Consider the following 26,522-nt stretch of genomic DNA (forward strand, 5'->3'; position numbering starts at 1 on the left):
GGGGTCAGACCGCGGAGACGTCGTCGAGGGCGAGTGCGATCTCGGGCGGCAGGGTCAGGTCGGCGACCTGGAGGGCCTCCTTGAGCTGCGCGGCCGTGCGCGCGCCCATGATCGGCGCGGTGACGCCGGGCCGATCGCGCACCCAGGCCAGCGAGACCTGCAGCGGCGTCCACTCCAAGCCCTCGGCGGCCTTGGCGACGGCGGTGACGATCCCGCGGGAGCGCTCGTCGTCGAAGGCGTCCACCCGGGCGGAGAAGTTCGGGTCGGCGCCTCGGGAGTGGGACGGGATGCCGGTGCGGTACTTCCCAGTCAGCACGCCACCCGCAAGCGGCGACCAGGCCAGCAGGCCCATCCCCAGGGCCTCGGTCGCCGGCAGCACCTCGTACTCGATGTCGCGGGCCAGCAGGGAGTACTCCACCTGCGTCGAGGCGAGCGTCGCCCGTCCCGGGACGGCCCGCTGCCAGGTCGCGGCCTGGGCGGTCTGCCACCCGCTGTAGTTGGAGACACCGACGTAGGCGGCCCGGCCGCTGCTCAGCGCCATGTCGAGCGCCGTGAGGGTCTCCTCGAGCGGCACCTCGGGAGACCAGACGTGCACCTGCCACAGGTCGACATGGTCGACGCCGAGCCGCTTCAGCGAGGCGTCGAGGCCGGTCAGCAGGCCACCGCGAGATGTGTTCACGCCTCGGTTGCCGCCGCGCCAGGTGATGCCGCCCTTGGTCGCCAGGACGACGTCGTCACGAGCCACGACACGTTCTTCCAGGAGCGAGCCGAGCAGCGCCTCCGAAGCCCCGTCGCCGTAGCCGGCGGCGGTGTCGACCAGCGTGCCGCCGGCCTCGGTGAAACCGGCCAGCTGCTCGCGGGCCTCATGCTCGTCGGTCACGCTGCCCCAGGTCATGGTGCCCAGGGCGAGAGACGAGACTCGCAGCCCAGTGGCTCCGAGGAGTCGGCTCTGCATGAGACCAATCTATCCGTGCCCCCGGCAGGGTCCCGGCCGGACACGCTGGCAGTGACGGCGGACACACCGACGGGGAGGCAGCGGTCGGGTGCGGCGTACATGCCCCTTAGAGTTTCCGCCCGTGGATTATCTGCAGGCGATCGCACTGGGCATTCTTCAGGCACTCACCGAGTTCCTGCCCATCTCATCCAGCGCGCACCTGCGCATCTTCCCCGAGCTGCTCGGCTGGGGAGACCCCGGCGCGGCGTTCACCGCCGTGATCCAGATCGGCACCGAGCTGGCCGTGGTGGTCTACATGTGGCGCAACATCCGCGACATCATCGTGACCTGGTTCCGGAGCCTCTTCAACGCCGAGCTGCGCAGCCACACCGATGCCCGGATGGGCTGGTTCATCATCGTCGGCTCGATCCCGATCGTGGTGATCGGCTTCGTGATGAAGGACATCATCGAGCACGACCTGCGCAGCCTGTACGTCGTCGGCACCATGCTCGTGGTCATGGGCATCGTCCTCGGGATCGCCGACCGGCTCGGTGCGAACCGCAAGCAGTTCGACGACCTGTCCTGGCGTGACGCGATCCTGATGGGCTGCGCCCAGGCCTGCGCGCTGATCCCCGGCGTCTCCCGCTCGGGGGCGACGATCTCGATGGGCCGCGCGCTCGGCTACGAGCGGGCCACCGTGACCCGCTACGCCTTCCTGCTGGCGCTGCCGGCGGTCTTCGGCGCTGGTCTGTTCGAGATGGGCGAGATCGCCCACGGTGCCAACCTCTACGGCTGGGGCCCGACGATCGTCGCCACGATCGTCTCCTTCGTCCTCGGCTACGCCGTGATCGCGTGGCTGCTGAAGTACCTCTCGCACAACACCTACACCCCGTTCGTGATCTACCGGGTCGTCCTCGGACTCGTGGTTCTGGGACTCCTCGGCGCGGGTGTGCTCACCGAGTGGTGATCGTGACAAACTCAGGCACGTGCCTGAGTCCGGTGTGAAGCCCGCCGTAACACCCGCAGCGATCGAGGAGGCCGCCGCGCGCACGATCGCCACGCGCACGGCGGTCGAACGCTCGGTCAGACTCTCGGAGAGGTACGCCGCCGAGGTCCTGCTCAAACGGGAGGACCTGCAGCTGGGGCGCTCCTACAAGGTCCGGGGCGCCTACAACCTGATGAGCTCGCTGACGCCCGAGGAGCTCGAGCGCGGCGTGGTGTGCGCCAGCGCCGGCAACCACGCCCAGGGTGTCGCGATCTCCTGCGCCCGCCTCGGGGTGCCCGGCCACATCGTGGTCCCGACCAACACGCCCAAGCAGAAGCGCGACCGTGTCACCGCCCTCGGCGGCTCGCACGTGACGCTCACCCTGCACGGCTCGACCTACGACGAGGCCTCGGCCTACGCCTACGAGCTCGGGCGCGGGCTCGGCGCCACCTATGTCTCCGCCTTCGACGACCCGCGCACGATCGCCGGGCAGGGCACGGTCGGCTACGAGCTGACCTCCCAGATCAGTGAGCCGCTCGACGTGCTGCTCCTGCCGGTCGGTGGCGGTGGGCTCGCCTCGGGGGTGGCGACCTGGGTGCGCGAGGTCTGGCCGCAGACCCGGATCATCGGGGTCGAGCCCGCGGGCGCGGCCTCGATGGCGGCCGCGATCGAGGCCGGTGAGCCGGTCCGGCTGGACACACTCGACACCTTCGTGGACGGAGCCGCGGTCGCGACCGCGGGGAAGGTGACGTACCCGATCGTCAAGGAGTACGTCGACGAGCTCGTCTCCGTGCCGGTCGGCGCGATCTGCGTGGAGATGCTCGAGCTCTACCAGACCGAGGGGATCATCGCCGAGCCCGCCGGCGCGCTCGCGGTGGCGGCCCTGGGGCAGATCGATCTGCGCGGCGCCAAGCGTGTCGGTGCCGTCCTCTCCGGCGGCAACAACGACGTCTCCCGCTACGCCGACGTGCTCGAGCGGGCGCTGATCCACCAGGGTCTGCGCCACTACTTCCTGGTCTCCTTCCCGCAGGCTCCCGGGGCGCTGCGCGGCTTCCTCGACGACGTGCTCGCAGACGGCGAGGACATCGTGGTCTTCGAGTACGTCAAGAAGTCCAACCGTGAGCTCGGTCCCGCGCTGATCGGTATCGACCTCGACTCCGCCGACGGTCTCGAGGGTCTCCTCGGGCGGATGGGCGCCAGCGACCTGCTCATAGAGCGGATCGAGCCCGACTCGCCTCTGTTCACCTTCCTCCACTGATGCGCGCTGCCAAGGCCGTGAGGCCTCTCGCCGTGGTCGGCGTCGTCGGCTTGCTGGTCGGAGTCTCGGGGTGCTCCGGCCAGGCTGTCGACGCCGGCGCCGGCGTCGATCCGGGCCGTATCACCCACCGTGCCGTCGCAGCGGTCGCGCTCGAGCACCTGCCGACCGACACCTCCAGCCGGGCCGCCTCGTACACCGACGAGTCCACGCCTCCCGAGCAGGTCTCGGTCGACCTTCGCTACGGCACCGACGGTGAGTACGACGGCGACCTGGTGAACGTCGCCGTCTCGGCTCAGCCGCCAGAGGAGGTCGGGGCATGCCGGAGCGAGCTCGGGCAGCGCTGCGTCGATCTGCCGACCGAGGTGAAGAACGCCGAGATGCAGCTGCGCTGGACCGAGGAGGAGCCCGAGGAGGACCCCGGCGTCGTCGGGGTCGTGCTGCTGCGCGAGGGCGGCGAGACCGCCTCGATCGGCTACGCCGGGCCCACCATCACCGGCGACCCTCGCACGCTCGACATGCCGATCAGCGTCGAGAAGCTGGTCGCCGTCGTCGAGGACCCGCGGCTCCGCTACCAGGCGACCTCCTCGACCCTCGCCCTGGGTGAGGAGCTCGACGACTGGGAGGGCGGCGAGCCCGACCCCACGGCGTACGAGCTGGTGCCCAACACCGACCACGGCATCGCCCAGGCTTATGTCGGCGGCCGGGGTGGCTACGGCTACTACAAGGGCGTCATCCGGTCCCCGCTGCGTGACAAGTTCGGCCCCGATGCCATCGGAGGGCGGCTGCTGCAGCGCTCCTCGCCTGACTTCACGGGGATGCCGGACGCCGACATCGACGTCCTCGCCGCGCCGTCCCCGCCCGCCTGGATGACCCGCAAGCCCTGCTCGGCGCCGACGCTGCGCAAGCACTGCGTCACCACGAAGGGTCAACGTGGCCCGCTGGTCTTCGCCTGGCAGCCGGCCCAGGGCGACGACGCGGGTTGGGCGTGGATGATCTCTGTGCGCGAGAAGGAGGTCGTCGCGGTCCGCTACCAGGGCCCGCGGATGCCGGCCGGCTACGACGACGCCGCGATGCTCACCGAGTGGTATCAGGGTGAGCAGCTCGACTCGAAGGGCGGTGAGGGCGAGTCGGAGTTCGCCGACGACCTCTCGCTGTGGTGCGACCGGGAGCATCTCGATGCCCGCCCGGTCAAGCAGCTCGACTAGCTGTCGGTTGGTGGGTCGGCGAGTCTGCGGGCTAGCGACCGGTGGCGAGCAGTCGAGTAGAGCCGCTTCATGAAGCGTTCGTCGTCGAGCCGCTCGTGGTAGTCGGCGCGGAACGGATCCGCTCGTGACGGAGTCGAGTTCAGGGCGCCCCAGTGGGTCCAGGTCGCGCCGTTCTCGATCGGCAGCCAGGTGCCTTCGAACTCGGGGAACCAGTCTCCGGGCGGGGTCAAGGTGAATCGGGTGGGGCCATGGCTCCGGTTCTGTGGCCGCACGTCGACCGGCTCCATGCGGGTCTTCTCATAGCCGCTGATCCTGCCGCCGAAGACGACCCAGGCGCCAAGGGTCGCCAGGAACGGGACCGGATGGTGTCCGCGCATCTGCTCGACGGCGAGCCTTGGTAAGTACCAGCCGTCCGCCAACTGCTCGCGTTGCTCATCCCAAGCCGCGCGTGCGTCGAACGGCCGGTTGCGCCCGATACGAGCGATGAACGGTCTGTGCTGGTCGAGCGCCTCGGTGCCGCAACGGGGCCGGGCGAGGAGGGCATCGAGCGCGTCGCTGTCATACCCGTAACCGGCTCCGAGTCGCGTACGTTCTCCGGCGAGTCCGGACTGCAGCACCCGGAGCGCTTGGTTGCGGCCGAGGAGGTGCACCCTTCCCAGGAGCTCACATGCCTGGCCCGAGGTGATCAGCATGGGCCGACGGTAGGTCGCCACCGGACCCGCGTCCACGCCAATTGTTCTGCCAGACGAGGCCGCGGGAGCGCGCGCCTTGCAATAGAGGAAACTGGCTAGGAACCAGTTTCCTCTATTGCATGGCGCGCTCCGCGTACGGTTGATGGGTGTTCGGTCGACCAGAGGCAGCAGATTCGGACGACCAGTCTGTGGCACTCGTCGAGGCGCTCCTTGAGCAAGTGACTACGCGTGCAATCGAGTTGGGCTCGGCTGGCGGGACGCGTTCACCAGCCAACCGTGCCGTGCTCATCTGCGCCTGCGTTACGTCGGGCCGCGCACCGAACTGGCTGATCTACGACGACCCTGCGGGAGCGCTCCGATGGTCCCGGATCGCGGACGGCTCCGAGGTTTCGGATGTTGTCGACGCGCGACTCAGTGCCGAAGGTCATGCCGACCCCGGCGGCGTACTTGCCTGGCTCAGAGGCGACGAGGTCGACCCTTGGTTCGGCGGAGACGGATGGGGTGACGGTGCCGCGGTTCGGGACCTGGGCCGCAAGATTCGCACCGCGCGGGATGGCTGACCTGGTTCGTCGCGATCAATCAGAACCATCCGGACTTGCGGAAGAAGATCCACATCCCGGTGATCACGCCACCCATCAGCAGCAGCGCGAACGGGTAGCCGAACCTCCAGTCGAGCTCGGGCATGTGGGTGAAGTTCATCCCGTAGATCCCGGCGATGAGGGTCGGCACCACGATCATCGCCGCGCCCGCCGAGATCTTGCGCATGTCGTCGTTCTGCTGGAGCGAGAGCTGCGCCAGGTGGGCCTCGAAGGCGGAGGACAGCAACGTCTCGAGGTTCTCGATCGACTCCACGATGGAGGCGAGATGGTCGAGGACGTCGCGGAAGTAGGGGCGCAGGTCAGGGTCGATCCCGCCCTCTCCGTTGGCGAAGCGGCGCACCGGCTCGCGCAGCGGCATCACCGCGCGGCGTACCTCTGCGATCTCGCGGCGCAGGCGGTAGATCCGGGCCGAGTCGTGGGTGCGCTCGTCGGAGAAGACCGAGGTCTCGACCTCGTCGACGTCCTTGGTGAGCTCGGTGGCGACGTCCACGTAGCCGTCCACGATGTAGTCGACCACCGCGTGGACCGCGGAGTAGGGCCCCTCGGCGAGGAGCTGCTCGTCGCTGTTCTCCAGCAGCTCACGGGCCGGCGCGAGCCGGGTTCCGCGACCGTGGCGGACCGTGATCACGTAGTCGGGGCCGATGAAGAAGGCGACCTCGCCCGTCTCGACGGCGTCCTCGGAGTCGACGTACCAGAGCGTCTTGACGACCAGGAACATCCCGCCCTCGTAGCGCTCCAGCTTGGGCCGCTGGTGGGCGGTCAGCGCGTCCTCGACGGCGAGCGGATGCAGGCCGAAGGCCTCGGCGACCTCCTCGAGCTCGTACTGGCTGGGCTGGTAGAGCCCGAGCCAGACGAAGTCGCCCTCGTCCTTCACGCCGCTGCGCAGCGTGGCGTAGTCGTGCGGTGCGCAGTCGATCCTGTCGCGCGCACCGCCGCGGTAGAGAGCGCTGTCGACGATCACGTTGTCAGGTTAGGGCATGCTGCCCGGCATTGTGGGCCGGCTTCACCGGTGTGGATAGGGTCGCGAGTCGTGGCGACGATGATCCTGGTGAGACACGGCCGTACGACGGCGAACGCATCCGGCACCCTGGCCGGTCGGCTTCCCGGGGTGAGGCTGGACGAGCGCGGCGTGGAGCAGGCGAGCAGAGCTGCCGAGCGGATCGCGCCGGTCCCGCTGGCGCTCGCGGTGACCAGTCCGATGGAGCGCTGCCAGCAGACCCTGTCGGTGATCCTCGAGGGTCGCGCCGAGCAGCCCACCGTCGTCGTCGAGGACGGCGTCTCCGAGTGCGACTACGGCGAGTGGCAGGGGGAGAAGATCACCACCCTGGCGCGTCGCAAGCTGTGGAAGACGGTGCAGACCCAGCCCTCCGCGGTCACCTTCCCCGGGGGCGAGTCGATGGCCGCCATGCAGGCCCGAGGAGTCGAGGCCGTACGCCGCCACGACGCCGCCGTCACGGCCGCGCACGGCGACGCGGCGGTCTGGCTGTGCGTGAGCCACGGCGACCTGATCAAGTCGATCCTGGCCGACGCGCTCGGCATGCACCTGGATCTCTTCCAGCGGCTGCACGTCGACCCGGCCTCGATCTCGGTCGTCCGTTACGGCGAGGGGCGTCCCTCGGTCCTGGCCACGAACACGCACGCCGGCGATCTGTCCTGGCTGGCCCCGAAGCCGGCCGCGAAGAAGGGACGCAAGTCGTCGCGGCGGCGTAACGACGACGCCGTCGTGGGCGGCGGCTCGGGTCCTGAGCCTGGTCTGGATAAGGTTTGACCATGCCTGTGATGCACGCCTTCGACCCGCCCGAGCGATTCGTCGTCGGCACCGTCGGCGAGCCCGGGGCGCGTACGTTCTTCCTCCAGGCGCGTGAGGGAGCGCGAGTCGTCTCCGTGGCCCTGGAGAAGCAGCAGGTCACGGTGCTCGCCGAACGGCTCGACGAGCTCCTCGACGAGGTGATGAAGTCGGCGCCGGCTGTGGTGCCGGCGATCGCTCCCTACGACCTCGACGACAACGGACCGCTGGAGCAGCCGATCGAGGAGGAGTTCCGCGCCGGCACGATGACGCTGGCCTGGGACCCCGACGAGGACAAGGTCGTCCTCGAGGTCTTCCCGATCAGCGAGACCGAGATCATCGCGGAGGTCGACGAGTCGGGCCAGCTGGTCGACGAGGACGCCGTGGCGGCCATCGAGCTGGATGAGCCGGAGCCCGACGAGGTGCTCCTGGTGCGGATCGCCCCGCGCAACGCCCGTGCCTTCGTCAAGCGGGCCGAGGCGGTGCTGGGTGCCGGACGCCCCAACTGCCCGTTCTGCGGCGGCCCGATCGACCCCGAGGGACACCTGTGCGTCCGGGCGAACGGGTTCAAGCGGCGTGACCCGGTCTGATCCTGTGGATCCGGCCCCGGAGATCGCGCCCAGTGCCCCCGAGAATGAGGGGACGCTGGAGCTCGTCGGGCGACTGACCACGGCCTCCAACGCGACGTTCCTGGCCACCCTCGGCGAGTCCGAGGTGGTCTACAAGCCGATCGCGGGGGAGCGGCCGCTGTGGGACTTCCCCGACGGGCAGCTCGCGCACCGCGAGGTCGCCGCGTACCTCGTCTCGGAGACGCTGGGATGGTCCGTGGTCCCCGGGACCTGGCTCGGCGACGGGCCTCACGGCCCGGGGATGATCCAGCGCTGGGTCCACGCCGACGAGACCCTCGAGCCGGTCACGATCGTGCCGGAGGGGGCGGTGCCGGACGGCTACCTCCGGGTCTTCGACGGCTTCGACGACCGGGACCGGGTCGTCACCCTGGCCCACGAGGACACCCCCGGGCTGCGACGGATGGCGGTCTTCGACGCGATCACCAACAACGCCGACCGTAAGGGCGGCCACGTCCTGCCGGTCTCCGGCGGGCGTCGCTACGGCTGCGACCACGGGCTGACCTTCCACGAGGAGCCGAAGCTGCGCACCATCCTGTGGGGATGGCGGGGGCAGGGCTTCTCCGACGAGGAGCTCGCCGGTATCCGGGCGGTCCATGAGGGGCTCGCCGGCGCGCTGGGGCGGGAGCTGGCTGCGTACCTGACGGGTCGGGAGGTCGACGCGCTCGGCCGGCGCTGCGAGATCCTGCTCGCCGAGAGGGTCTTCCCGCGGCCGGAGTACGACCGCCATGTCATCCCGTGGCCGCCCTTCTGAGACACGTGGTCCCCGCCAAGTAGGCTGCACCCATGCGCGCATGGTCTGCCCCCGACGTCCCAGAACTGTCCGTCAACGGGCCCGAGGTGCAGCTCTATGACCATCAGCGGGACGCGGTCGTCCCGACGGAGGGTCAGGGGCGGCGTTCGCTGTACGTCTGTGGCATCACGCCCTACGACGCGACCCACATGGGCCACGCCAACACCTACGTCGCCTTCGACCTGCTCCACCGGGCCTGGCTCAACGCCGGCTACGAGGTCGGCTACACCCAGAACGTCACCGACGTCGACGACCCGCTGCTCGAGCGGGCCGACAAGGTCGGCATCGAGTGGGAGGCGCTCGCCGAGCGCGAGACCGAGCTCTTCCGGCAGGACATGGAGGCGCTGCGGGTCGTCCCGCCGCAGCACTACATCGGCGCGGTCGAGTCGATCCCGCTGGTCGTCTCGCTGATCGGCGAGCTCGAGGAGGCCGGCGCGATCTACAAGGTCGACGAGGACGTCTACGCCTCGGTGGCCGTCGACGACGCGTTCGGCGAGGAGTCTCGCCTGGGCCGTTCGGAGATGATCGAGCTCTTCGGCGAGCGCGGCGGCGACCCGGAGCGGGCCGGCAAGAAGGACCCGCTCGACCCGCTGCTGTGGCGCGCCGAGCGTCCCGGCGAGCCGTCCTGGCCCTCGCCCTACGGTCCCGGCCGCCCCGGCTGGCACATCGAGTGCACCGCGATCGCCCTGGAGCACCTCGGTGCCGGGTTCACCGTCCAGGCCGGCGGCTCCGACCTGGTCTTCCCGCACCACGAGATGTCCGGCTCGCACGCGCGGTCGGCAGGCAAGGACTTCGCCGAGATCTACACCCACGGCGGGATGGTGGCCTACGACGGCCACAAGATGTCCAAGTCGCGTGGCAACCTCGTCTTCGTCTCCGCCCTGCGCAACTCCGAGATCGACCCGATGGCGATCCGGCTGGTGCTGCTGGGCCACCACTACCGCGACGACTGGGAGTGGACCGACGCCAAGCTCTTCGACGCCGTCGACAAGATCGCCGAGTGGCGCAAGGCCGTCGCCCTCGGCCGCGGCGCTCCCGCGGCCCCGGTCGTCGAAACGATCCTGGGTGCTTTGGCCGACGACCTCGACGCCCCGCGTGCGGTCGAGGCCGTCGACGCCTGGGTCGCCGCCACGCTCGGTGAGGGCGGTCTCGCCGAGACCTCCGACGCTCTCGCCGGCGAGACGATCGCCCAGGTCGTCGACGCGGCGCTCGGCATCAAGCTCTGACTGCCGGCCCCAGGGGTCACATGCGTCACACCGCTCAGGTGTTTCCTGCGCTTCTCGGGTGTTGCATTGCCTGAGAAGCGCAGGGATACCCGGTTAACCGGGTATCCCTGCGCCCGGTTCTAAGAGTCGTCCGTACGCCGCTTGAGGTAGCGCTCGAACTCCCGAGCGATCGCGTCGCCGCTGGCCTCGGGGAGGTCGGCGGTGTCGCGGGCCTCCTCGAGGGAGCGTACGTAGTCGGAGACGTCCTCGTCCTCTTCGGCGAGGTCGTTGACGCCGCGCTCCCAGGCTCGAGCGTCCTCGGGGAGGTCGCCGAGGGGGATGGAGCACTGCAGGAGGTCCTCGAGCTTGTTGATGATCGCGAGGGTGGCCTTGGGGCAGGGCGGGGCGGCGACGTAGTGGGGGACGGCGGCCCAGTAGGAGACCGCGGGGATGTCGGACTGGATGCAGGCCTCCTGGAGCACGCCGACGATGCCGGTCGGCCCCTCGTAGGACGGCGAGTCGAGCTTGAGGCGGTCGACGAGGTCGGGCTCGGTGGCGGTGCCGGAGACCGGGATCGGCCGGGTGTGCGGGGCGTCGGCGAGGAGCGCACCGAGGGTCACCACGAGCTGGCCGCCGAGCTCGTCGACGCATTCCAGGATCTCGCTGACGAACTGCTTCCAGCGCATGTTGGGCTCGATGCCGCGCACCAGGATGATGTCGCGGTCCAGGTCGGGCGGGGAGCAGACGGCGACCTGGGTGGTGGGCCAGGTGATGGAACGGAAGCCGTTCTCGTCGGTGGCCGTGACCGGCCGGTTGACCTGGTAGTCGTAGAAGTCCTCGGGATCGATCTCGGCCACCACCCGCGCGTGCCAGACGTCCATCAGATGGTCAACCGTGCCGGAGGCGGCATCGGCCGCGTCGTTCCAGCCCTCGAACGCGGCGATCACCACAGGATCGACCAGGTCGCGGGTCTCTTCGATCTCGATCACACCTCCACCCTAGTCACCGGGACCAGGGAGTCGGCGCCGTTCACCCCACGTACACCTTCTCAATTCCCACCTGGTGGACTGCCAGTGTCAGGATTCGGAATGAAATGGCATGGCCCGCGCACCTACGTCGTAGCGTGTTTCAGGCAAAGCCGTGCACACCACCGTGCCCGCCCGGGAGAGGAAACAAGAGTGAGTCTGCGCCCTGATGTCACCGAGACCCTGACCGCCACCCTGAAGGAGCGGATCATGGTGCTCGACGGTGCGATGGGCACTGCGATCCAGCGTGACCGTCCCGACGAGGCCGGTTACCGCGGCGAGCGATTCAAGGACTGGCCCAGCGACCTCATCGGCAACAACGACCTGCTCAACCTGACCCAGCCGCAGATCATCGAGGGCATCCACCGCGAATACCTCGAGGCCGGCGCCGACATCATCGAGACCAACACCTTCAACGCAAACGCGGTCTCGCTGAGCGACTACGACCTGGCCGACCTCGCCTACGAGATCAACTTCGAGGCCGCGCGCCTGGCTCGTGCGGCCGCGGACATCTACGCGACCCCCGAGAAGCCGCGCTACGTCGCCGGCGCGCTCGGCCCGACGACGCGTACGGCCTCCATCAGCCCGGACGTGAACGACCCCGGCGCCCGCAACGTCACCTACGAGCAGCTCCGCGACGCCTACGCCGACGCGACCCGCGCGCTCCTCGAGGGCGGCTCGGACCTGATCTTCATCGAGACGATCTTCGACACCCTCAACGCCAAGGCGGCGATCTTCGCTGTCAAGCAGGTCTTCGAGGAGTACGGCCGCCGCTGGCCGGTAGTGATCTCCGGGACGATCACCGACGCCAGCGGCCGCACCCTGTCGGGGCAGGTCACCGAGGCGTTCTGGGATTCCGTACGCCACGCCGACCCGCTCCTGGTCGGCCTCAACTGTGCGCTCGGCGCCCAGGAGATGCGCCCCTACATCGCCGAGCTCTCCCGGATCTCGGACGCGTTCGTCTCCTGCTACCCCAACGCGGGGCTCCCGAACGCCTTCGGCGAGTACGACGAGGGCCCGAGTGACACCGCTGGCCACGTCCACGAGTTCGCCACGGCCGGGTTCGTGAACCTGGTCGGCGGCTGCTGCGGCACCACCCCGGCCCACATCGCCGAGATCGCCAAGCAGGTCGAGGGGGTCGCGCCCCGCGACGTCCCCGAGGTCGAGCCCGCGCTGCGGCTCTCCGGCCTGGAGCCGTTCACCGTGACCGAGGAGAGCCTCTTCGTCAACGTGGGGGAGCGGACCAACATCACCGGGTCGGCGAAGTTCCGCAACCTGATCAAGGCCGGCGACTTCGACACCGCGCTCTCCGTGGCCGCTCAGCAGGTCGAGAACGGCGCCCAGGTCATCGACGTCAACATGGACGAGGGCATGATCGACGGGGTCGCCGCGATGACCCGGTTCCTGACCCTGGTCGCCTCCGAGCCTGACATCTCCCGGGTCCCGATCATGATCGACTCCTCCAAGTGGGAGGTCATCGAGGCCGGCCTCAAGCTCGTCCAGGGCAAGCCGATCGTCAACTCGATCTCGCTCAAGGAGGGCGTGGAGTCCTTCGTCGAGCACGCCGAGCTGTGCAAGCGCTACGGCGCCGCCGCGGTCGTGATGGCCTTCGACGAGGACGGCCAGGCCGACTCCTACGAGCGCCGGATCGCGGTGTGCGAGCGGGCCTACCGGATTCTCGTCGACGAGGTCGGCTTCGAGCCCGACGACATCATCTTCGACCCCAACGTGTTCGCGGTCGCGACCGGGATCGAGGAGCACGCGACTTACGGCGCGGACTTCATCGAGGCGGTTCGCTGGATCAAGCAGAACCTCCCCGGCGCGAAGGTCTCCGGCGGCATCTCCAACGTGAGCTTCTCCTTCCGCGGCAACAACCCCGTGCGCGAGGCGATCCACGCGGTCTTCCTCTACCACGCGATCGAGGCGGGCCTGGACATGGGCATCGTCAACGCCGGCGCGCTGGTGCCCTACTCCGAGGTCGACCCCGAGCTGCGGGACCGGATCGAGGACGTCGTGCTCAACCGGCGCGCCGACGCCGCCGAGCGGCTGCTGGAGATCGCCTCGAAGTACAACAAGGACTCACCCGAGGCGGAGGCCAAGGCCGAGGCCTGGCGCGAGCTGCCGGTAGGGGCGCGGATCACCCACGCGCTCGTCAAGGGCCTGGATGCCTACGTCGAGGCCGACACCGAGGAGCTCCGCGCCGAGATCTCGGCTCGTGGTGGCCGTCCGATCGAGGTCATCGAGGGGCCGCTGATGGACGGCATGAACGTCGTCGGCGACCTGTTCGGTGCCGGCAAGATGTTCCTGCCTCAGGTGGTCAAGAGCGCGCGGGTGATGAAGAAGGCGGTCGCGTACCTGATCCCGTTCATCGAGGCCGAGAAGAAGCCGGGCGACGCCGAGACCAAGAACGGCACCATCGTGATGGCAACCGTCAAGGGCGACGTCCACGACATCGGCAAGAACATCGTCGGCGTGGTGCTGCAGTGCAACAACTACGAGGTGATCGACCTCGGCGTGATGGTGCCTGCCCAGAAGATCCTCGACGCCGCCAAGGAGCACGACGCCGACATCATCGGCCTCTCCGGCCTGATCACGCCGTCGCTGGACGAGATGGTCGGCTTCGCCACCGAGATGCAGCGCGTCGGGCTCGACCTGCCGCTGCTCATCGGCGGCGCCACCACCTCGCGGGCCCACACCGCGGTCAAGATCGACAAGGCCTACGACGGCCCGGTCGTGTGGGTCAAGGACGCCTCCCGCTCGGTGCCGACCGCGGCAGCCCTCCTCGACGCCGGCCGCCGCGAGAAGCTGATGGCCGAGGTCAAGGTCGACTACGACTCGCTCCGCGAGCGCCACGCCGAGCGGCGCGAGCGGGTGTCGCTGACGTACGTCCAGGCGAAGGCCAACAAGCCGGAGCTCGACTTCTCGAAGGCGCCGGCGGAGCCCGCACAGCCCGGCGTGCACACGCTGCTGGAATACCCGATCGCCGAGCTGCGCGACTACATCGACTGGCAGCCGTTCTTCAACGCCTGGGAGATGAAGGGACGCTTCCCCGACATCCTCAACAACCCGGCCACCGGCGAGGCCGCGCGCAAGCTCTACGACGACGCGCAGGAGATGCTCGACAAGATCATCGAGGAGAAGTGGATCGAGGCACGCGGCGTCTACGGCCTCTTCCCGGCCAACTCGACCGGTGAGGACGTGATCGTCTATGCCGACGACTCGCGCACCGAGGAGCGCGCGACACTGTTCCAGCTGCGTCAGCAGGGCCAGCACCGCGACGGCATCTCCAACAAGTCGATGGCCGACTTCGTCGCTCCGGTCGGCGAGGGGGCTGACCACGTCGGCGCCTTCGCGGTGACGGCCGGGATCGGCCTGCCCGACCGGGTCAAGGCGTTCAAGGACGACCTCGACGACTACTCCGCGATCTTGGTGGAGGCGCTCGCCGACCGCCTCGCCGAGGCGTTCGCGGAGCGCCTCCACGAGCGCGTACGCACCGAGTTCTGGGGCTACGCCGCCGACGAGGGTGGCGACGGGAAGCTCCCCAACGAGGACCTGATCGCCGAGAAGTACTCCGGCATCCGCCCCGCTCCGGGCTACCCGGCCTGCCCCGACCACACCGAGAAGCAGACCATCTGGTCGCTGCTCGACGTCGAGGCGAACACCGGCATCGAGCTCACCGAGTCGATGGCGATGTGGCCGGGCGCGTCGGTCTCGGGCCTCTACTACGGCCACCCCGACTCGCAGTACTTCGTCGTCGGCCGTATCGGTCAGGACCAGGTCGCCGACTACGCCCGGCGCAAGGGCTGGACGATGACCGAGGCCGAGCGCTGGCTGTCGCCCAACCTGGGCTACGACCCGGAGGACTGATCCTCGGGGTTGTCCAGCCACGCCGGCGGGACCTGACCGACGCTGACCACGTTCCAGAACGCCGTACGCCGCGTCAGGATCGTGACGAGGTGGTAGCCGTCCGGGTGGCGGATGAGCACGCCCGCCACCGGGTCGCGCTGCCGGTCCAGGGGCAGCGGGATGACGTGGGCCCAGGTCTCGGTGGCGGGATACCAGTAGGCGCCGACCGTCGAGGCGTCCCAGGTGCCGAGGGCGGTATTGGCCTCGGCGACCGCTGGCCGGAGCCGGGCCAGAATCTCCTCGGGCTCCATGCCGGCGCGGTCGGCGTGGTCGTAGGCGATGTGCAGAGCGCCCACGGACGTGATCCGTGAACCGTTGTCGAAGGCGGGTGGCGCCCAGCTCTCCAGCGCGGTCCGGCAGCGCAGGCAGTCGTCGTCGCGGCTCCAGTCGGCGAACTCGACGTCGTCGACGGCCAGGTCCTCTCCGCGGCTGGTGACCAGCACCAGCCGCAGCCCGTCCTGGTCGCGCAGCGGCAGCGGGTTGTGCTCGAGACCGTCGCGGAAGTGCAGCAGTGCGGAGGCCTCGTTGACCCCGATCCGGTGGACGACCGCGCTGCGCAGCCCCTGGAGCCGCGCCTTCGGCGACTCCTGCCTCAGCAGCGCCGGATCGACCAGGTCGGCGAGCCACTCGACCAGGTCGACGGTGAGCAGCCGCTCGGCCTCAGCAGGCAGCACGAGGGAGGGGTTCGGAAGCCATGCGGGACACCGTATCCGTCTCCGGGCCGTCCTCGCCGACGCGGATAGGCTCGGACGGTGCGACACGATGAGCAGTGGGCGAGAGAGCGGTTCGCCGGCGCCCGGGTGGCGCGGCTGGCGACGGTCTCGGCCGATGCCGTGCCCCGGATCGTGCCGATCGTGTTCGCCCTGGTGGGCGAGAAGATCCTCACGGCGGTCGACCACAAGCCCAAGTCGACCACCCGGCTGCGGCGGCTCGAGGACATCGCGGCGAACCCGGCCGTGTCGCTCCTGGTCGACGCCTACGACGACGACTGGTCGCAGCTGTGGTGGGCACGCGCCGACGGCGTCGCCCGGGTGCACGCGACCCGAGACCTCGACCCGCTGGTCGCGAAGTACGCCGACTACCGCGAGCAGCCGCCCACCGGGGCGGTGATCGTCATCGAGGTCAGCCGGTGGTCCGGCTGGTCGGCGACCTGAGGTCTGGGATCAGCGCGAGCGTCGGAAGGGGCGCAGGATCTCCCCGCTGGGAGACGGACCGCGCGAGCGCATCGAAGGAGGCACCGGCGGGGCCGTTCCGGCCCAGGGGCTGCGTACGTCCAGGACGGTGGCCCACTGTGACGCGGTCGGGCGGAGTCCGGGAGGACCGGCGGCCTGGTCCATCAGCCGGGTCAGCGGACCGACCAGGATGCCGGCCTCGCCGGCGAAGGTCAGGTCGGGCCGGAGGCCGGGGGCGGCGTTGCGGTCGCCGGTGAGCACGCGGGCGATGGTGAGGGCCAGCTTGAAGCGGTCGCTGTCGGCGGTCGGCGGCAGGCCGAGGTTGGTGGGGTCCTCCCAGCCACGGGTGTCGGCGGGCGGCAGCACCCCGTCCTCGCCTGCCGGCCGGATCCCGTCGCAGTCCAGCAGCATCACCCGGGGGACCGGCGACACCGACCAGGCGATGTTGCGCGGCGAGAGGTCGCCGAGGACGAGCCCCTGCCGGTGCAGCGCGTCCATCACCGCGGCCAGCGCCCGCATCAGCAGCACCCGCTCGAAGATCCCGGGGCTGCGTACGTCACCCGTGTCCACGAGCAGGCCCAGCTCCGCGAGCGCGGTCGCGGGACCGAACCCGGCCAGGAACGGCTCATGGACCCGCTGCATCAGGAAGCCGGCGGTGCGTAGCCCGTCGAGCACGACCGTGTGCGGCCAGGCGGCGAAGTGATCCACCTGCAGGCCCTCGCTCTCGACGAACCCGCGGATCCGCACCAGCTCCGCCAGGGCACGGCCGTCCACGAGGCCGAGCTCTCGCGTGCGGTACAGCTTCGCGACCGTCCCGGGGTGGTCGGCCAGCTCGATGATGCGGCCCTGTGAGCCCTGGGCGATATGGCGTCCAAGACTCAGGTCGCTGAGCTGGATCTCGTTCACGGAACCTCCGGCTCCCGTCGTAGGTAGGCAGATCGTACGTGGCTGGGCGATCCCGTGCCGAGTCGACGGGTCAACTGGCGGCACGACTGATGACAGGATGGTCCCGGGACCGGCGAAGGAGGGCATGTGACAGGACAGGACGGGCGATCTCGGCTCGCGGCCTGGGCGGAGCAGAACATCGCCCGGCTCGCCGACGAGGCGTGCGCGCAGGTCGCCGAGCGGATCACGACCTACTACCGCGACCGGGAGAGTGGGCTGGTCTCCCTCGACGAGCTGCGGCAGTCCTTCGTCCACAACCTTCGCTCGGTGGTCGCAGCGATCGGCGACCCGCACGCCCAGCTCGATCTGGAGGCCTCCGACCGCACCGGCAGGCGCCGCGCGAAGCAGGGAGTGCCGCTCCCGGAGGTGCTGAGGGCCTACCGGATCTGCTTCGCCGCGCTCTGGGACGCCCTGGTCGAGCACGTGCAGGTCACCCGTCAGCCGGCGCTGACCGATGCCCTGATCGACACCGCCGGCGTCATCTGGCGCTTCACCGACGAGCACGCCGTCGTCCTGACCGAGGCCTACCGGGCGACCACGGCCGAGCTGATGCTCGCCGAGCAGCGGCGACGCTCGGCGGTCGTGGAGGCGGTGCTCACCGGGCGTCCCGGTCCCGAGTCGGGCCCCTGGGAGGCGGCTGCGCTGCTCGGCTTCCCGGCCGACGCGCTGTTGATCGTGGTCGCCGCCGAGACGAACGGGCTCGCCAAGGAGAGCCTGGTCAACGTCGAGCAACGCCTCGCCGAGAAGGGCTTCGTCTCCGGATGGCGGCTGACCCCGGCGCAGCAGCTCGGCATCGTGTCGTTCCCCGAGGAGCGGGAGGAGGAGGTCCTGGAGACCCTGCGCGGCTTCGCCGACGCTCGGACCGGGGTGAGCCCGCCCTATGCCTCGCTCCCGGAGACTCCGCGCGCGCTGCGCCTGGCGCGAGCGGCGCTGGCCGGGCTGGAGCCCGGCAACGCCGGGCTGCGAGCCTTCGACCACAGTCCGCTGGCGGCACTGGTCGTCTACGAACCCGCCGAGGGTCGCCGGCTCGCGGAGAACGTCTTGGGGGAGGTGCTGCGGCAGCCGTCCGAGGACCGTGAGCTGCTGCTGGAGACCCTCGACATGTACCTGGAGCAGTCCGGCTCCGCCGAGCGCGCCGCCACCCTGCTCTACTGCCACCCCAACACCGTGCGCAACCGGCTGCGCAGGATCCAGGAACTGACCGGCCGGTCCCTGGCCGAGCCGATGGACGTCGCCGAGCTGGCGGCTGCCGCCTACGCCCTGCGGGTGGCCTCGGCGACCGAGCTGTGGGCGACCCACGCGCGGAAGAGGCCCGGCGTCAGCCCGCTGCGATCCCGGCCACCAGGTTGATCGTGCTCGCCAGCACCACCGCCCCGAAGACGTACGAGAGCAGGGTGTGCCTCAGCACGACGGAGCGGATCTCGGAGCTGGTCACCGAGGTGTCGGAGACCTGGTAGGTCATCCCGAGGTTGTAGCTGAAGTAGAAGAAGTCCCGGTAGGCGGGTTTGTCGTTGGAGTTGAAGTCGATCCCGCCCGCGTCGTCGGCGTAGTAGAGGTGCGCGTAGCGCGCGGCGTACATCAGGTGCAGGCTCGCCCAGGCCAGGAAGACGCCGACGAGCGCGACCGCCGCGGCGAGGCGCCCCTGGGAGGAGTGGCCGACGACGAGGAGCATCACGATCCCGAGCAGCCCGCACAGCGAGATGGCGACCACGACGAGCTCCTCGGTCGCTGGCCGGAAATCCTCGCGGCGGGTGTTGGCGCGGGTCGTGTCGGCATCGAGCGGCCACAGCGCGATCCAGCCGGAGGCGACGAACGCCGCATGGAGGACCGCCACCCCGAGAAGGGTGCCGATCTGGGCGTCGACGAGGAGTACGCCGGCCGCGGCCGTCACCGCTCCGGCCAGCAGCGAGCCGGCCAACCGCACCCCGGCGGCCGAGGGGAGAGGCGTGTGCGAACTCGTCCGACTCACGCCTGCAGGCTACCCGTCGTCGGCCGTCACAGCGGTCGGTGTGCGTGCGGACAGCGAGTCCGGGTGAGCGGCGACGAGGAGGGGAGCGCGGCGTACCGTGGTGTCCACCAGGACCGGCAGCGCGAACGAGAAGAGGACAGGTGCCCCTCAGCAGGATCGAGGAGTCGACCACCCGCAACGAGGGTGGGGTCGAGTTCGGCGGCGGACGGCTCGCGTACGCGCCCGGCGAGGCGACCGTGGCCGACGCCATGGTCCGCCGGCCGAAGCTGCTCGCGGCCACGGCGACCGGTGGTGACGTACGTGAATTCTTCCTCGACGACCACGTCCATGCCGCGCTGGTGTCCGACGGCGACAGGCTCCTGACTGTCGTCGAGCGGCAGGACCTCATCGAGGTGCGTGACGACGAGCCGGCGACGGCGATCGGGATCCTGTCGGGCCGGATCCTGTCGGGCCGGACGGTCGGTGCTGGGGCGGACCTGTGGTCGACCTGGACATCGATGACCGCTGTCGGTGTCCGCCGGCTCGCGGTGGTCGAGGACGGCCGGTGCGTCGGACTCCTCTGCCTCAAGCGCAGCGGTCGCGGCTTCTGCTGCGACGCCGGCGTCTGGGCGCGGGCCCAGGAACGGAACAACCACCGCGGCTGCGTCCCTCAGTCATGACCGAGATGCGAGAAGGCAGGAGACCCAGGTGACGCCGCAGGACCGGGCACAGGACGTGCTGGCACCACCCGCGAAGGCGGCCATCTTCCTCACCGTGACGGTCAGGGACGGGAAGGAGCAGGAGGCGCGCGACGCGCTCGCGGACGTCGCCGGGACCACCCGCGCGATCGGCTTCCGCATCCCGGAGGCGGCGCTCAGCTGCGTGGTCGGCATCGGGGCGGAGGCCTGGGACCGGCTGTACGCCGCCCCGCGCCCGGACGGGCTGCACCCGTTCCGGCCGCTGGCGGGGGAGAAGCACGAGGCCGTGGCCACGCCCGGTGACCTGATCTTCCATCTACGTGCCGGCCGGCCCGATCTCTGCTTCGAGCTCGGCCGCCAGCTGATGGTGCTCTTCGACGGGCTCGTCGACTGCGTCGACGAGGTCCACGGCTTCCGCTACTGGGACGAGCGTGACCTGCTCGGCTTCGTGGACGGCACCGAGAGCCCCACGGCGGCAGCCGAGTCCGGACCGGCGGCGCTGGTCGGCTATGGCGAGGCCGACCCCGAGGAGACGTACGCCGGGGCCAGCTACGTCATCGTCCAGAAGTACCTCCACGACCTGGACGCCTGGGACAAGCTCTCGGTCGAGGAGCAGGAGCTGGTCGTCGGCCGCAAGAAGCTCAGCGACATCGAGCTGGCCGACTCGGTCAAGCCCGATGACTCCCACGTCGCGCTCAACACCATCACCGATCCCGACGGCACCGAGTTCGCGATCGTGCGCGACAACATGCCGTTTGGTGCGGTGGGGACCGGGGAGTTCGGGACGTACTTCATCGGCTATGCCGCCGACCCGGGGGTGACCGAGGAGATGCTGCGCAACATGTTCCTGGGACGTACGCCGGGCCGGCACGACCGGATCCTCGACTTCTCCACGGCCGTCACTGGTTGCCTGTTCTTCGTCCCGCCCGCGGCGTTCCTCGAGGATCCAGAGCCGTTCCTCGCCCGCACCCGGGCCTGAGCGGATGATGACGTGGCCGCGGTGAGTGCGATCGGGGGTGTGCCGGAGGCGATCACGGCGTCGCCTGGGGCGCGCACCGACCGGGTCCTGGTCGCAGCGGCCCTGGTGGCTGCGGGCTGGGGCGCCAACCAGTTCACCCCGCTGTCAGTGGTCTACCGGCTCGAGGCGGGCTGGTCGACGATGTCGGTCGTCGAGGTGTTCACCATCTACCTCGCAGGTCTGGTCCCGGCCCTTCTCCTCGGCTGCCGGACGGCCGACAGGTTCGGCCACCGCCGGGTCGTACGCATCGCCCTGGCGATCACAGCGGCCGGAAGTCTCCTGCTGGCACTGGCCGAGGTGTCCGGCGAGGTCGTCGTCGCGAGCCGGCTGGCGACCGGGGTCGCGGCCGGGCTGATCGTCTCGGCCGGTGCCGCGTGGCTGCGCGCGCTCTCGCCCGGTCCCGACCGCGGCGCCCGCTTCGCGGTGTACGCCACGGGAGCCGGCTTCGCCCTCGGTCCGCTGCTCGCTGGCACCCTCGCCGCCTGGCTCCCGGCCCCGTCCGTGGTGCCGTGCCTGGTGCACGGCGGCTTCGCGCTGCTGGTGCTCACGCTGACCGCCCGCATCCCGGAGATGTGCTCGATACCCGGGCCGCCGCCCGCGGCGCCGGCGAGCGACCGCTGGTCGGCCATCACCCATCCGCGGTTCGTCGGGATCGTGCTGCCCGCCAGCCCGGCGATCTTCGCGGCGGTCACGGTCTCCTACGTCGTCCTCCCGCCGTTCGTCCTCGACCGAGTCCTCGACCGAGCGCCGCTGTTCAGTGGCCTGGTTGCCGCGGTCACGCTGCTCGTCGGGCTGGCGGTGCAGCCGCTGGCGGCGAAGATCGACCGTCCTGGAAGCGCTCGGGCGACCCTCGTCGCGATGGGGACCGTGGTCATCGGGCTCCTGCTCGGCGCCCTCGCCATCGAGGAGGTCTCCCCGCTCCTGGTCCTCGGCGCGGCCGTATTCCTCGGCGCCGGCTACGGCCTGACCCTGGAGTCGGGGCTTGCCGAGATCGGGCGCCTCGCGCCACCCGGCGCGCTGCCGACGGTGTCGGCGCTGTTCCAGGGCGTGGCCCACAGCGGCTTCCTCGCGCCCCTGCTGCTGGCGGTCATGGCGAGGTCCGCCTCCTATCCTGAACTCTTGGCAGGCCTGGCCCTGATCGGCCTCATCCTGCTCATCGGCGCAGCCGTGCACGCCGCCAGGCACGCCCACCATGACCCCTCACGAACCGACCCCACACCACAGGAGCTGACATGGGAAGAGTGACAGTTGGACGGCCCGTGCTGCGGGTACGCGATGGCGTCATCTCGCGGCGGCCCGACACGCTGGCCGCTGAGGAGCCGATGGAGATCAGGGTCAACGGGCGACCGCTGACCGTCACGATGCGCACCCCCGGGGGCGACTTCGACCTTGCCATCGGCTTCCTGGTCAGCGAGGGCGTCGTGCACAGTGCTGACGACGTCGCGAGCGTCCGCTACTGCGCCGGCGCCACCGCAGACGGCGGCAACACCTACAACGTGGTCGACGTCGGCCTGGCCGCACACGTACCCCCGCCCGACGCCTCCCTGGAGCGCAGCTTCTACACGACCTCCTCGTGCGGCCTGTGCGGGAAGGCCTCCCTCGAGGCGGTGCGTACGTCATCGGCCTGGTCGGTCGCGGAGGACACTCTGCAGGTCACGCCCGAGCTCCTGGCGACGATGCCGGAGCGGCTGCGAGAGTCGCAGCGCGTCTTCGACAGCACCGGCGGCCTGCATGCCGCCGGGCTCTTCGACGCCGACGGCAACCTGCTCTGCGTACGCGAGGACGTCGGCCGTCACAACGCGGTCGACAAGGTCATCGGGCACGCGCTGCGCGAGGGGCTGGTGCCGCTGCGCAACAGCATGCTGATGGTGAGCGGCCGGGCCTCCTTCGAGCTCGTCCAGAAGGCCGTGATGGCCGGCATCCCGCTGCTCGCCGCGGTCTCGGCCCCCTCCTCGCTCGCCGTCGACCTGGCCGACGACAACGGCCTGACCCTGGTCGGGTTCCTGCGCGGCTCCTCGATGAACATCTACGCAGGAACCGACCGCATCGCGGCCGTACCCGCCGGCTGAGGGTCAGTTGCTGCTGGGAGTCACCCGGACCTTGAGGTTCTTCATCAGCGGCTGGGCGCTCTGGACGCTGTAGTCGCTGGCCCCGATCAGCACGTTCATCTCCGGCATGTAGCCCGCGGCGCTGCCGCGCGGAAGGTCGTAGCGAAGGGCGCGGTAGCCACGGAGCGATCGGACGCTGCCGTCCTTGGCGGTGGCGACGATGTCGACCAGCGAGCCCTCGGTGATCCCACGCGAGCGCATGTCGTCCTCGTGCATGAGGATCAACGTACGCAGGTTCTTGATGCCGCGGTAGCGGTCGTCGTCGGAGTAGATCGTGGTGTTCCACTGGTCGTGGGAGCGCATCGTCTGGAGCACGAGTACGTCATCCTCGGCCGGGATCACGTCGGGCAGCGGCGACGCCAGGAACTCCGCCTTGCCGGACGGCGTGTGGAAGACCAGCTCGCGGGCGGGCTGCTTGAGCCGGAACCCCAGCGGGAGGCGGACCCGTCGGTTGAAGTCCTCGAAGCCGATCAGCGCCTTGGCCATCACGTCGCGGATCCGGTCGTAGTCTCCGACCCACGACTCCCACGGGCTGGAGCTGTTGGGCATGGTCGCCCGCGCCATGCCGGCGATGATCGCGGGCTCGGAGAGCAGGTGAGGTGAGGCGGGCCGTTTCATCCCGCGGGAGAGGTGGACCATGCTCATCGAATCCTCGACGGAGGTCTCCTGGAGGCCGCCGGCCTGGAGGTCCTTCTCGGTGCGGCCCAGACAGGGGAGGATGAGCGCCTTGCGACCGTGGACGAGGTGGCTGCGGTTGAGCTTGGTGCTCACCTGGACGGTCAGGTCGCAGTTGCGCAGTCCGCTGGAGGTGTAGACGGTGTCGGGCGCGGCCATGACGAAGTTGCCGCCCATGCCGACGAAGACCTTGACCTCACCCTCGTTCATGGCCTTCATGACGCCGACGGTGTCGAGGCCGTGCTCGCGCGGCGGGGTGATGCCGCAGACCTCGCCGAGCCGGTCGAGGAACGCGTCGGTCGGCTTGTGGTCGATGCCGCAGGTGCGGTTGCCCTGGACGTTGCTGTGGCCGCGGATGGGGGAGGGGCCGGCACCCTCGCGGCCGAGGTTGCCGCGCAGGAGGAGGACGTTGACGATCTCGCGCACCGTGTCGACGCCGTGCTCGTGCTGAGTCACGCCCAGGCACCAGCTGATCAGCGTACGGTCGGAGGCGGAGTAGACGGCGGCCGCCTTGCGGATGTCGGCCTCGCTGAGCCCGGCCTGGTGGGTGAGGTCGGCCCAGGAGGTCGACTCGACCAGGGACCGGTAGTCCTCGAAGCCCGAGGTGTAGCGCTCGATGAACTCGACGTCGAGCGCCTTCGGGTCGGTGCGGTGGTCCTCGAGCAGCGCCTTGGCCATCCCGCGAAGCAGAGCCAGGTCGCCACCGGGGCGGACCTGAAGGTTGAGGGTGCTGGTGCGGGTGGCCTTGTTGAGCGCCATGTCGACGAACTCGTGCGGGATGATCGCCTTGCGGGCGGCCGCCTCGACCAGCGGGTTGATGTGCACGATCTGGGCGCCGCGGTCGTACGCCTCGGTCAGTGCGGTGAGCATCCGGGGCGCATTGGAGGCCGCGTTGACGCCCAGTACGAAGAGGGCCTCGGCCGTCTCCCAGTCCTCGAGGTCGGCGGTGCCCTTGCCGGTCCCGATCGCGGCGGTGAGGGCTCGCCCCGAGGCCTCGTGGCACATGTTGGAGCAGTCGGGCAGGTTGTTGGTGCCGAACTCGCGCGCCCACAGCTGGTAGAGGAACGTGGCCTCATTGCCGAGCCGCCCCGAGGTGTAGAAGGCCGCCTCGTCGGGGCTGCCGAGAGCCCGCAGCGTCTCGCCGACCAGCGCGAACGCGTCGGCCCAGCTGATCGGGACGTAGCGGTCGCTCGCCTCGTGATAGACCATCGGCTCGGTCAGCCGGCCCTGGTCCTCGAGCTCGAAGTCGGACCAGGTCTCGAGCTCCGAGACCGTGTGCGCGGCGAAGAAGTCGCGGTCGACCCGCTTGCTCGTCATCTCCCAGACGACGTGCTTCATCCCGTTCTCGCACAGGTCGAGCTTGAGGCCCTTCAGATCGTCGGGCCAGGCGCAGCCGGGGCAGTCGAACCCGTCGTTCTCGTGGTTCATCTTGAGCATCGCCCGGGTCCCGGAGACGACGGCGTGCTCGCGGGCGAGCACCTTCATGACCGAGGTCGCCGCGCCCCACCCGGCGGCCGGATGGTGATAGTCGCGCTGCTTCCATTCACCTGTGGGGACGGGCCCCTGGCCGGAGGTGTCCTGGTCGACCATCTCGTGCTCCTGTGCATGTCGTCATCGCGGGCGCGCTGTGCTGTCTCGTCTCGGACGCTATCCGCGCGGATCCTCCGTCCGCGAGCGATCACGGGCCCGTCGGCACGAATGTGTCGGTGAGGACAACGCGAGTGGTGACGGGCGACAAACTTGAGTACGTCAGCTCAGGCGCAGCCAGTGCGTCGGCGGCAAGACTGCTGCCATGTCCGAGACTGAGCGCGCCACCCGGCGCCCGCGCTTCGCCCTGCTGCGCCACCACCTGCTCGCGCCGGCCGCCTCGTGCTTCCTGGGCGTCCTGAGCCTGGCCACGGTGCTCTGCTTCCACTTCCCGGAGCTGCTGACCACCCGTGAGTTCCGCGCCGTCTACACCGAGGACTTCGCGCGTACGCTGCTGCTCGTCGGCCTCGCGGCCGCCTTCTTCGCCGGCACGATCGCGGTGCTGCGCGACCAGCACAAGCGGATGGCCTTCATCGGTGTCGGGACGGCGACCGCCGCGGTGCTGCTCGGCGGCACCGAGGTCCCGTTCGACGGCCGGGTCGAGGACTCGCCGTTCTCGCTCGGCCTCGACTGGTTCGTGCTCGCCCTGTTCTTCTCCGCGCTGGTCTTCATCCCGCTCGAGCACGCCTTCGCCCGCCGCCCGGTGCCGGTCTTCCGGCCCGGCTGGCGCACCGACGCCTGCTACTTCTTCATGAGCCACGTCCTGGTCCAGCTCATCCTGATCCTGGTCACCACCTCGACGTCGTTGGTGGTCTCCTCGGTGAAGGTGCCGGGCGTACAGGCGTGGATCGACGGCCTGCCGTTCCTCGTGGCCTTCCTGCTCGCCGTCTTCCTCGCGGACCTCGCCCAGGCGGTGCTGCACCGCTGCTACCACCGGATCATGGTGCTGTGGCGCTTCCACGCGGTCCACCACTCCAGCCCCGAGCTCGACTGGCTGGCCGGCTCCCGGGTGCACTTCGTCGAGACCGTGCTGACCCGCAGCATCGTGTTGCTGCCGCTGCTGTTCCTGGGCTTCTCGACCTCGGTCGTCAACGCGTACGCCGTGCTGGTCGGCATCCAGGCGGTGGTCGCGCACGCCAACCTCGGCATCCGCTTCGGCTGGCTGGAGTACCTCGTCGTGCTGCCGCGCTACCACCACTGGCACCACGCCCGTCACATCGACTACTGGGACCGCAACTACGCCATCCACCTGCCGGTCATCGACATGCTGATGGGCTCCTTCAAGCTCCCGCGCGACGGCAGCTGGCCCGAGGAGTATGGCGTCCTCAAGCGCGAGACCGTCCCCGTCGGGATCGTCGCCCAGCACGTCGCCCCGTTCCTCGGTCAGCGGACCTTCGACGAGTACGTCCGCTGACGC

23 protein-coding genes are annotated in these 26,522 nt (G+C 70.0%); 15 read left to right on the forward strand and 8 right to left on the reverse strand.

Annotated elements, in window-relative coordinates:
• Window positions 1-4: 4 nt before the first annotated feature.
• Complete coding sequence (locus ABZU72_RS01595; RefSeq protein ID WP_355017159.1) at window positions 5-955, reverse strand: aldo/keto reductase; 951 nt, start codon at window positions 953-955, stop codon at window positions 5-7.
• Window positions 956-1,076: 121 nt separating this feature from the next.
• On the opposite strand from ABZU72_RS01595, the gene ABZU72_RS01600 reads away from it, so the two are divergent.
• Genes ABZU72_RS01600 through ABZU72_RS01610 form a run of 3 tightly spaced genes read left to right on the forward strand, consistent with a single transcriptional unit; the run spans window position 1,077 to window position 4,382 of the window.
• The gene (locus tag ABZU72_RS01600) at window positions 1,077-1,901 is read left to right on the forward strand and encodes an undecaprenyl-diphosphate phosphatase (protein WP_355017160.1); all 825 of its coding nucleotides are present in this window, start codon (window positions 1,077-1,079) and stop codon (window positions 1,899-1,901) included.
• A gap of 19 nt (window positions 1,902-1,920) precedes the next feature.
• Window positions 1,921-3,177 carry a threonine ammonia-lyase IlvA gene (gene ilvA, locus ABZU72_RS01605; RefSeq protein ID WP_355017161.1) on the forward strand — a complete coding sequence of 419 codons (1,257 nt, stop codon included), beginning with the start codon at window positions 1,921-1,923 and terminating at the stop codon, window positions 3,175-3,177.
• Window positions 3,177-4,382, forward strand: coding sequence for a hypothetical protein (locus ABZU72_RS01610; RefSeq protein ID WP_355017162.1), 1,206 nt, complete (start codon window positions 3,177-3,179; stop codon window positions 4,380-4,382). Before ilvA ends, ABZU72_RS01610 begins: the two co-directional genes overlap by 1 nt.
• Here the strand turns inward: ABZU72_RS01610 and ABZU72_RS01615 are convergent.
• Both ABZU72_RS01615 and corA read right to left on the reverse strand, forming a co-directional pair.
• Window positions 4,379-5,074, reverse strand: a complete 696-nt coding sequence (locus ABZU72_RS01615; protein WP_355017163.1) for a hypothetical protein — start codon at window positions 5,072-5,074, stop codon at window positions 4,379-4,381. The two genes, ABZU72_RS01610 and ABZU72_RS01615, sit on opposite strands and share 4 nt — an antisense overlap.
• A gap of 579 nt (window positions 5,075-5,653) precedes the next feature.
• A complete protein-coding gene (corA, locus tag ABZU72_RS01620; protein ID WP_355017164.1) occupies window positions 5,654-6,634 on the reverse strand; it encodes a magnesium/cobalt transporter CorA in 981 nt (326 codons plus the stop codon).
• A gap of 69 nt (window positions 6,635-6,703) precedes the next feature.
• Between corA and ABZU72_RS01625 the strand changes: the two genes are divergently transcribed.
• The 4 genes from ABZU72_RS01625 to mshC are packed head-to-tail and all read left to right on the forward strand — an operon-like array spanning window position 6,704 to window position 10,104.
• Window positions 6,704-7,441 (forward strand): histidine phosphatase family protein, encoded by a 738-nt coding sequence (locus ABZU72_RS01625; RefSeq protein ID WP_355017165.1) that lies wholly within the window; start codon window positions 6,704-6,706, stop codon window positions 7,439-7,441.
• A gap of 2 nt (window positions 7,442-7,443) precedes the next feature.
• The gene (locus ABZU72_RS01630) at window positions 7,444-8,049 is read left to right on the forward strand and encodes a DUF3090 domain-containing protein (RefSeq protein WP_355017166.1); all 606 of its coding nucleotides are present in this window, start codon (window positions 7,444-7,446) and stop codon (window positions 8,047-8,049) included.
• A complete protein-coding gene (locus ABZU72_RS01635) occupies window positions 8,036-8,839 on the forward strand; it encodes an SCO1664 family protein (protein ID WP_355017167.1) in 804 nt (267 codons plus the stop codon). The genes ABZU72_RS01630 and ABZU72_RS01635 overlap by 14 nt, the downstream gene beginning before the upstream one ends.
• Window positions 8,840-8,871: 32 nt before the next feature.
• Entirely contained in the window at window positions 8,872-10,104 is a 1,233-nt protein-coding gene (gene mshC / locus ABZU72_RS01640; protein ID WP_355017168.1) for a cysteine--1-D-myo-inosityl 2-amino-2-deoxy-alpha-D-glucopyranoside ligase, read from the forward strand.
• Between the two features lie 119 nt (window positions 10,105-10,223).
• Here mshC and ABZU72_RS01645 read toward each other — a convergent pair whose 3' ends face one another.
• Window positions 10,224-11,072, reverse strand: a complete 849-nt coding sequence (locus ABZU72_RS01645) for a PAC2 family protein (protein ID WP_355017169.1) — start codon at window positions 11,070-11,072, stop codon at window positions 10,224-10,226.
• A 189-nt stretch (window positions 11,073-11,261) separates the two neighbouring features.
• Between ABZU72_RS01645 and metH the strand changes: the two genes are divergently transcribed.
• The gene (gene metH / locus ABZU72_RS01650) at window positions 11,262-14,975 is read left to right on the forward strand and encodes a methionine synthase (RefSeq protein WP_355017170.1); all 3,714 of its coding nucleotides are present in this window, start codon (window positions 11,262-11,264) and stop codon (window positions 14,973-14,975) included.
• Here the strand turns inward: metH and ABZU72_RS01655 are convergent.
• The gene (locus ABZU72_RS01655) at window positions 14,957-15,688 is read right to left on the reverse strand and encodes a hypothetical protein (protein WP_355017171.1); all 732 of its coding nucleotides are present in this window, start codon (window positions 15,686-15,688) and stop codon (window positions 14,957-14,959) included. The two genes, metH and ABZU72_RS01655, sit on opposite strands and share 19 nt — an antisense overlap.
• A 78-nt stretch (window positions 15,689-15,766) precedes the next feature.
• Between ABZU72_RS01655 and ABZU72_RS01660 the strand changes: the two genes are divergently transcribed.
• Entirely contained in the window at window positions 15,767-16,168 is a 402-nt protein-coding gene (locus ABZU72_RS01660) for a TIGR03668 family PPOX class F420-dependent oxidoreductase (RefSeq protein ID WP_355017172.1), read from the forward strand.
• A 9-nt stretch (window positions 16,169-16,177) separates the two neighbouring features.
• Here ABZU72_RS01660 and ABZU72_RS01665 read toward each other — a convergent pair whose 3' ends face one another.
• Window positions 16,178-17,092 carry a hypothetical protein gene (locus ABZU72_RS01665; RefSeq protein WP_355017173.1) on the reverse strand — a complete coding sequence of 305 codons (915 nt, stop codon included), beginning with the start codon at window positions 17,090-17,092 and terminating at the stop codon, window positions 16,178-16,180.
• A gap of 126 nt (window positions 17,093-17,218) precedes the next feature.
• Here ABZU72_RS01665 and ABZU72_RS01670 point away from each other — a divergent pair, with 126 nt between their 5' ends.
• Entirely contained in the window at window positions 17,219-18,481 is a 1,263-nt protein-coding gene (locus ABZU72_RS01670; protein WP_355017174.1) for a helix-turn-helix domain-containing protein, read from the forward strand.
• Here ABZU72_RS01670 and ABZU72_RS01675 read toward each other — a convergent pair.
• Complete coding sequence (locus tag ABZU72_RS01675) at window positions 18,450-19,100, reverse strand: DUF1345 domain-containing protein (RefSeq protein WP_355017175.1); 651 nt, start codon at window positions 19,098-19,100, stop codon at window positions 18,450-18,452. The genes ABZU72_RS01670 and ABZU72_RS01675 overlap by 32 nt on opposite strands.
• A 140-nt stretch (window positions 19,101-19,240) precedes the next feature.
• On the opposite strand from ABZU72_RS01675, the gene ABZU72_RS01680 reads away from it, so the two are divergent.
• The 4 genes from ABZU72_RS01680 to fdhD are packed head-to-tail and all read left to right on the forward strand — an operon-like array spanning window position 19,241 to window position 22,864.
• Entirely contained in the window at window positions 19,241-19,759 is a 519-nt protein-coding gene (locus ABZU72_RS01680) for a hypothetical protein (RefSeq protein ID WP_355017176.1), read from the forward strand.
• Between the two features lie 28 nt (window positions 19,760-19,787).
• Window positions 19,788-20,756, forward strand: coding sequence for a Dyp-type peroxidase (locus ABZU72_RS01685; RefSeq protein WP_355017177.1), 969 nt, complete (start codon window positions 19,788-19,790; stop codon window positions 20,754-20,756).
• Between the two features lie 21 nt (window positions 20,757-20,777).
• Complete coding sequence (locus ABZU72_RS01690) at window positions 20,778-22,040, forward strand: MFS transporter (RefSeq protein ID WP_355017178.1); 1,263 nt, start codon at window positions 20,778-20,780, stop codon at window positions 22,038-22,040.
• On the forward strand, window positions 22,028-22,864 hold the full coding sequence (fdhD, locus tag ABZU72_RS01695; RefSeq protein WP_355017179.1) for a formate dehydrogenase accessory sulfurtransferase FdhD: 837 nt from the start codon (window positions 22,028-22,030) through the stop codon (window positions 22,862-22,864). Before ABZU72_RS01690 ends, fdhD begins: the two co-directional genes overlap by 13 nt.
• A 3-nt stretch (window positions 22,865-22,867) precedes the next feature.
• Here the strand turns inward: fdhD and ABZU72_RS01700 are convergent, their stop codons facing one another.
• Window positions 22,868-25,168 (reverse strand): FdhF/YdeP family oxidoreductase, encoded by a 2,301-nt coding sequence (locus ABZU72_RS01700; protein ID WP_355017180.1) that lies wholly within the window; start codon window positions 25,166-25,168, stop codon window positions 22,868-22,870.
• A 202-nt stretch (window positions 25,169-25,370) separates the two neighbouring features.
• Here ABZU72_RS01700 and ABZU72_RS01705 point away from each other — a divergent pair, with 202 nt between their 5' ends.
• On the forward strand, window positions 25,371-26,519 hold the full coding sequence (locus ABZU72_RS01705; protein ID WP_355017181.1) for a sterol desaturase family protein: 1,149 nt from the start codon (window positions 25,371-25,373) through the stop codon (window positions 26,517-26,519).
• Window positions 26,520-26,522: the final 3 nt, after the last annotated feature.

The sequence above is a fragment of the Nocardioides sp. NPDC004968 genome (assembly GCF_040608935.1).
In the GTDB taxonomy this organism is placed as follows: Bacteria; Actinomycetota; Actinomycetes; order Propionibacteriales; family Nocardioidaceae; genus Nocardioides.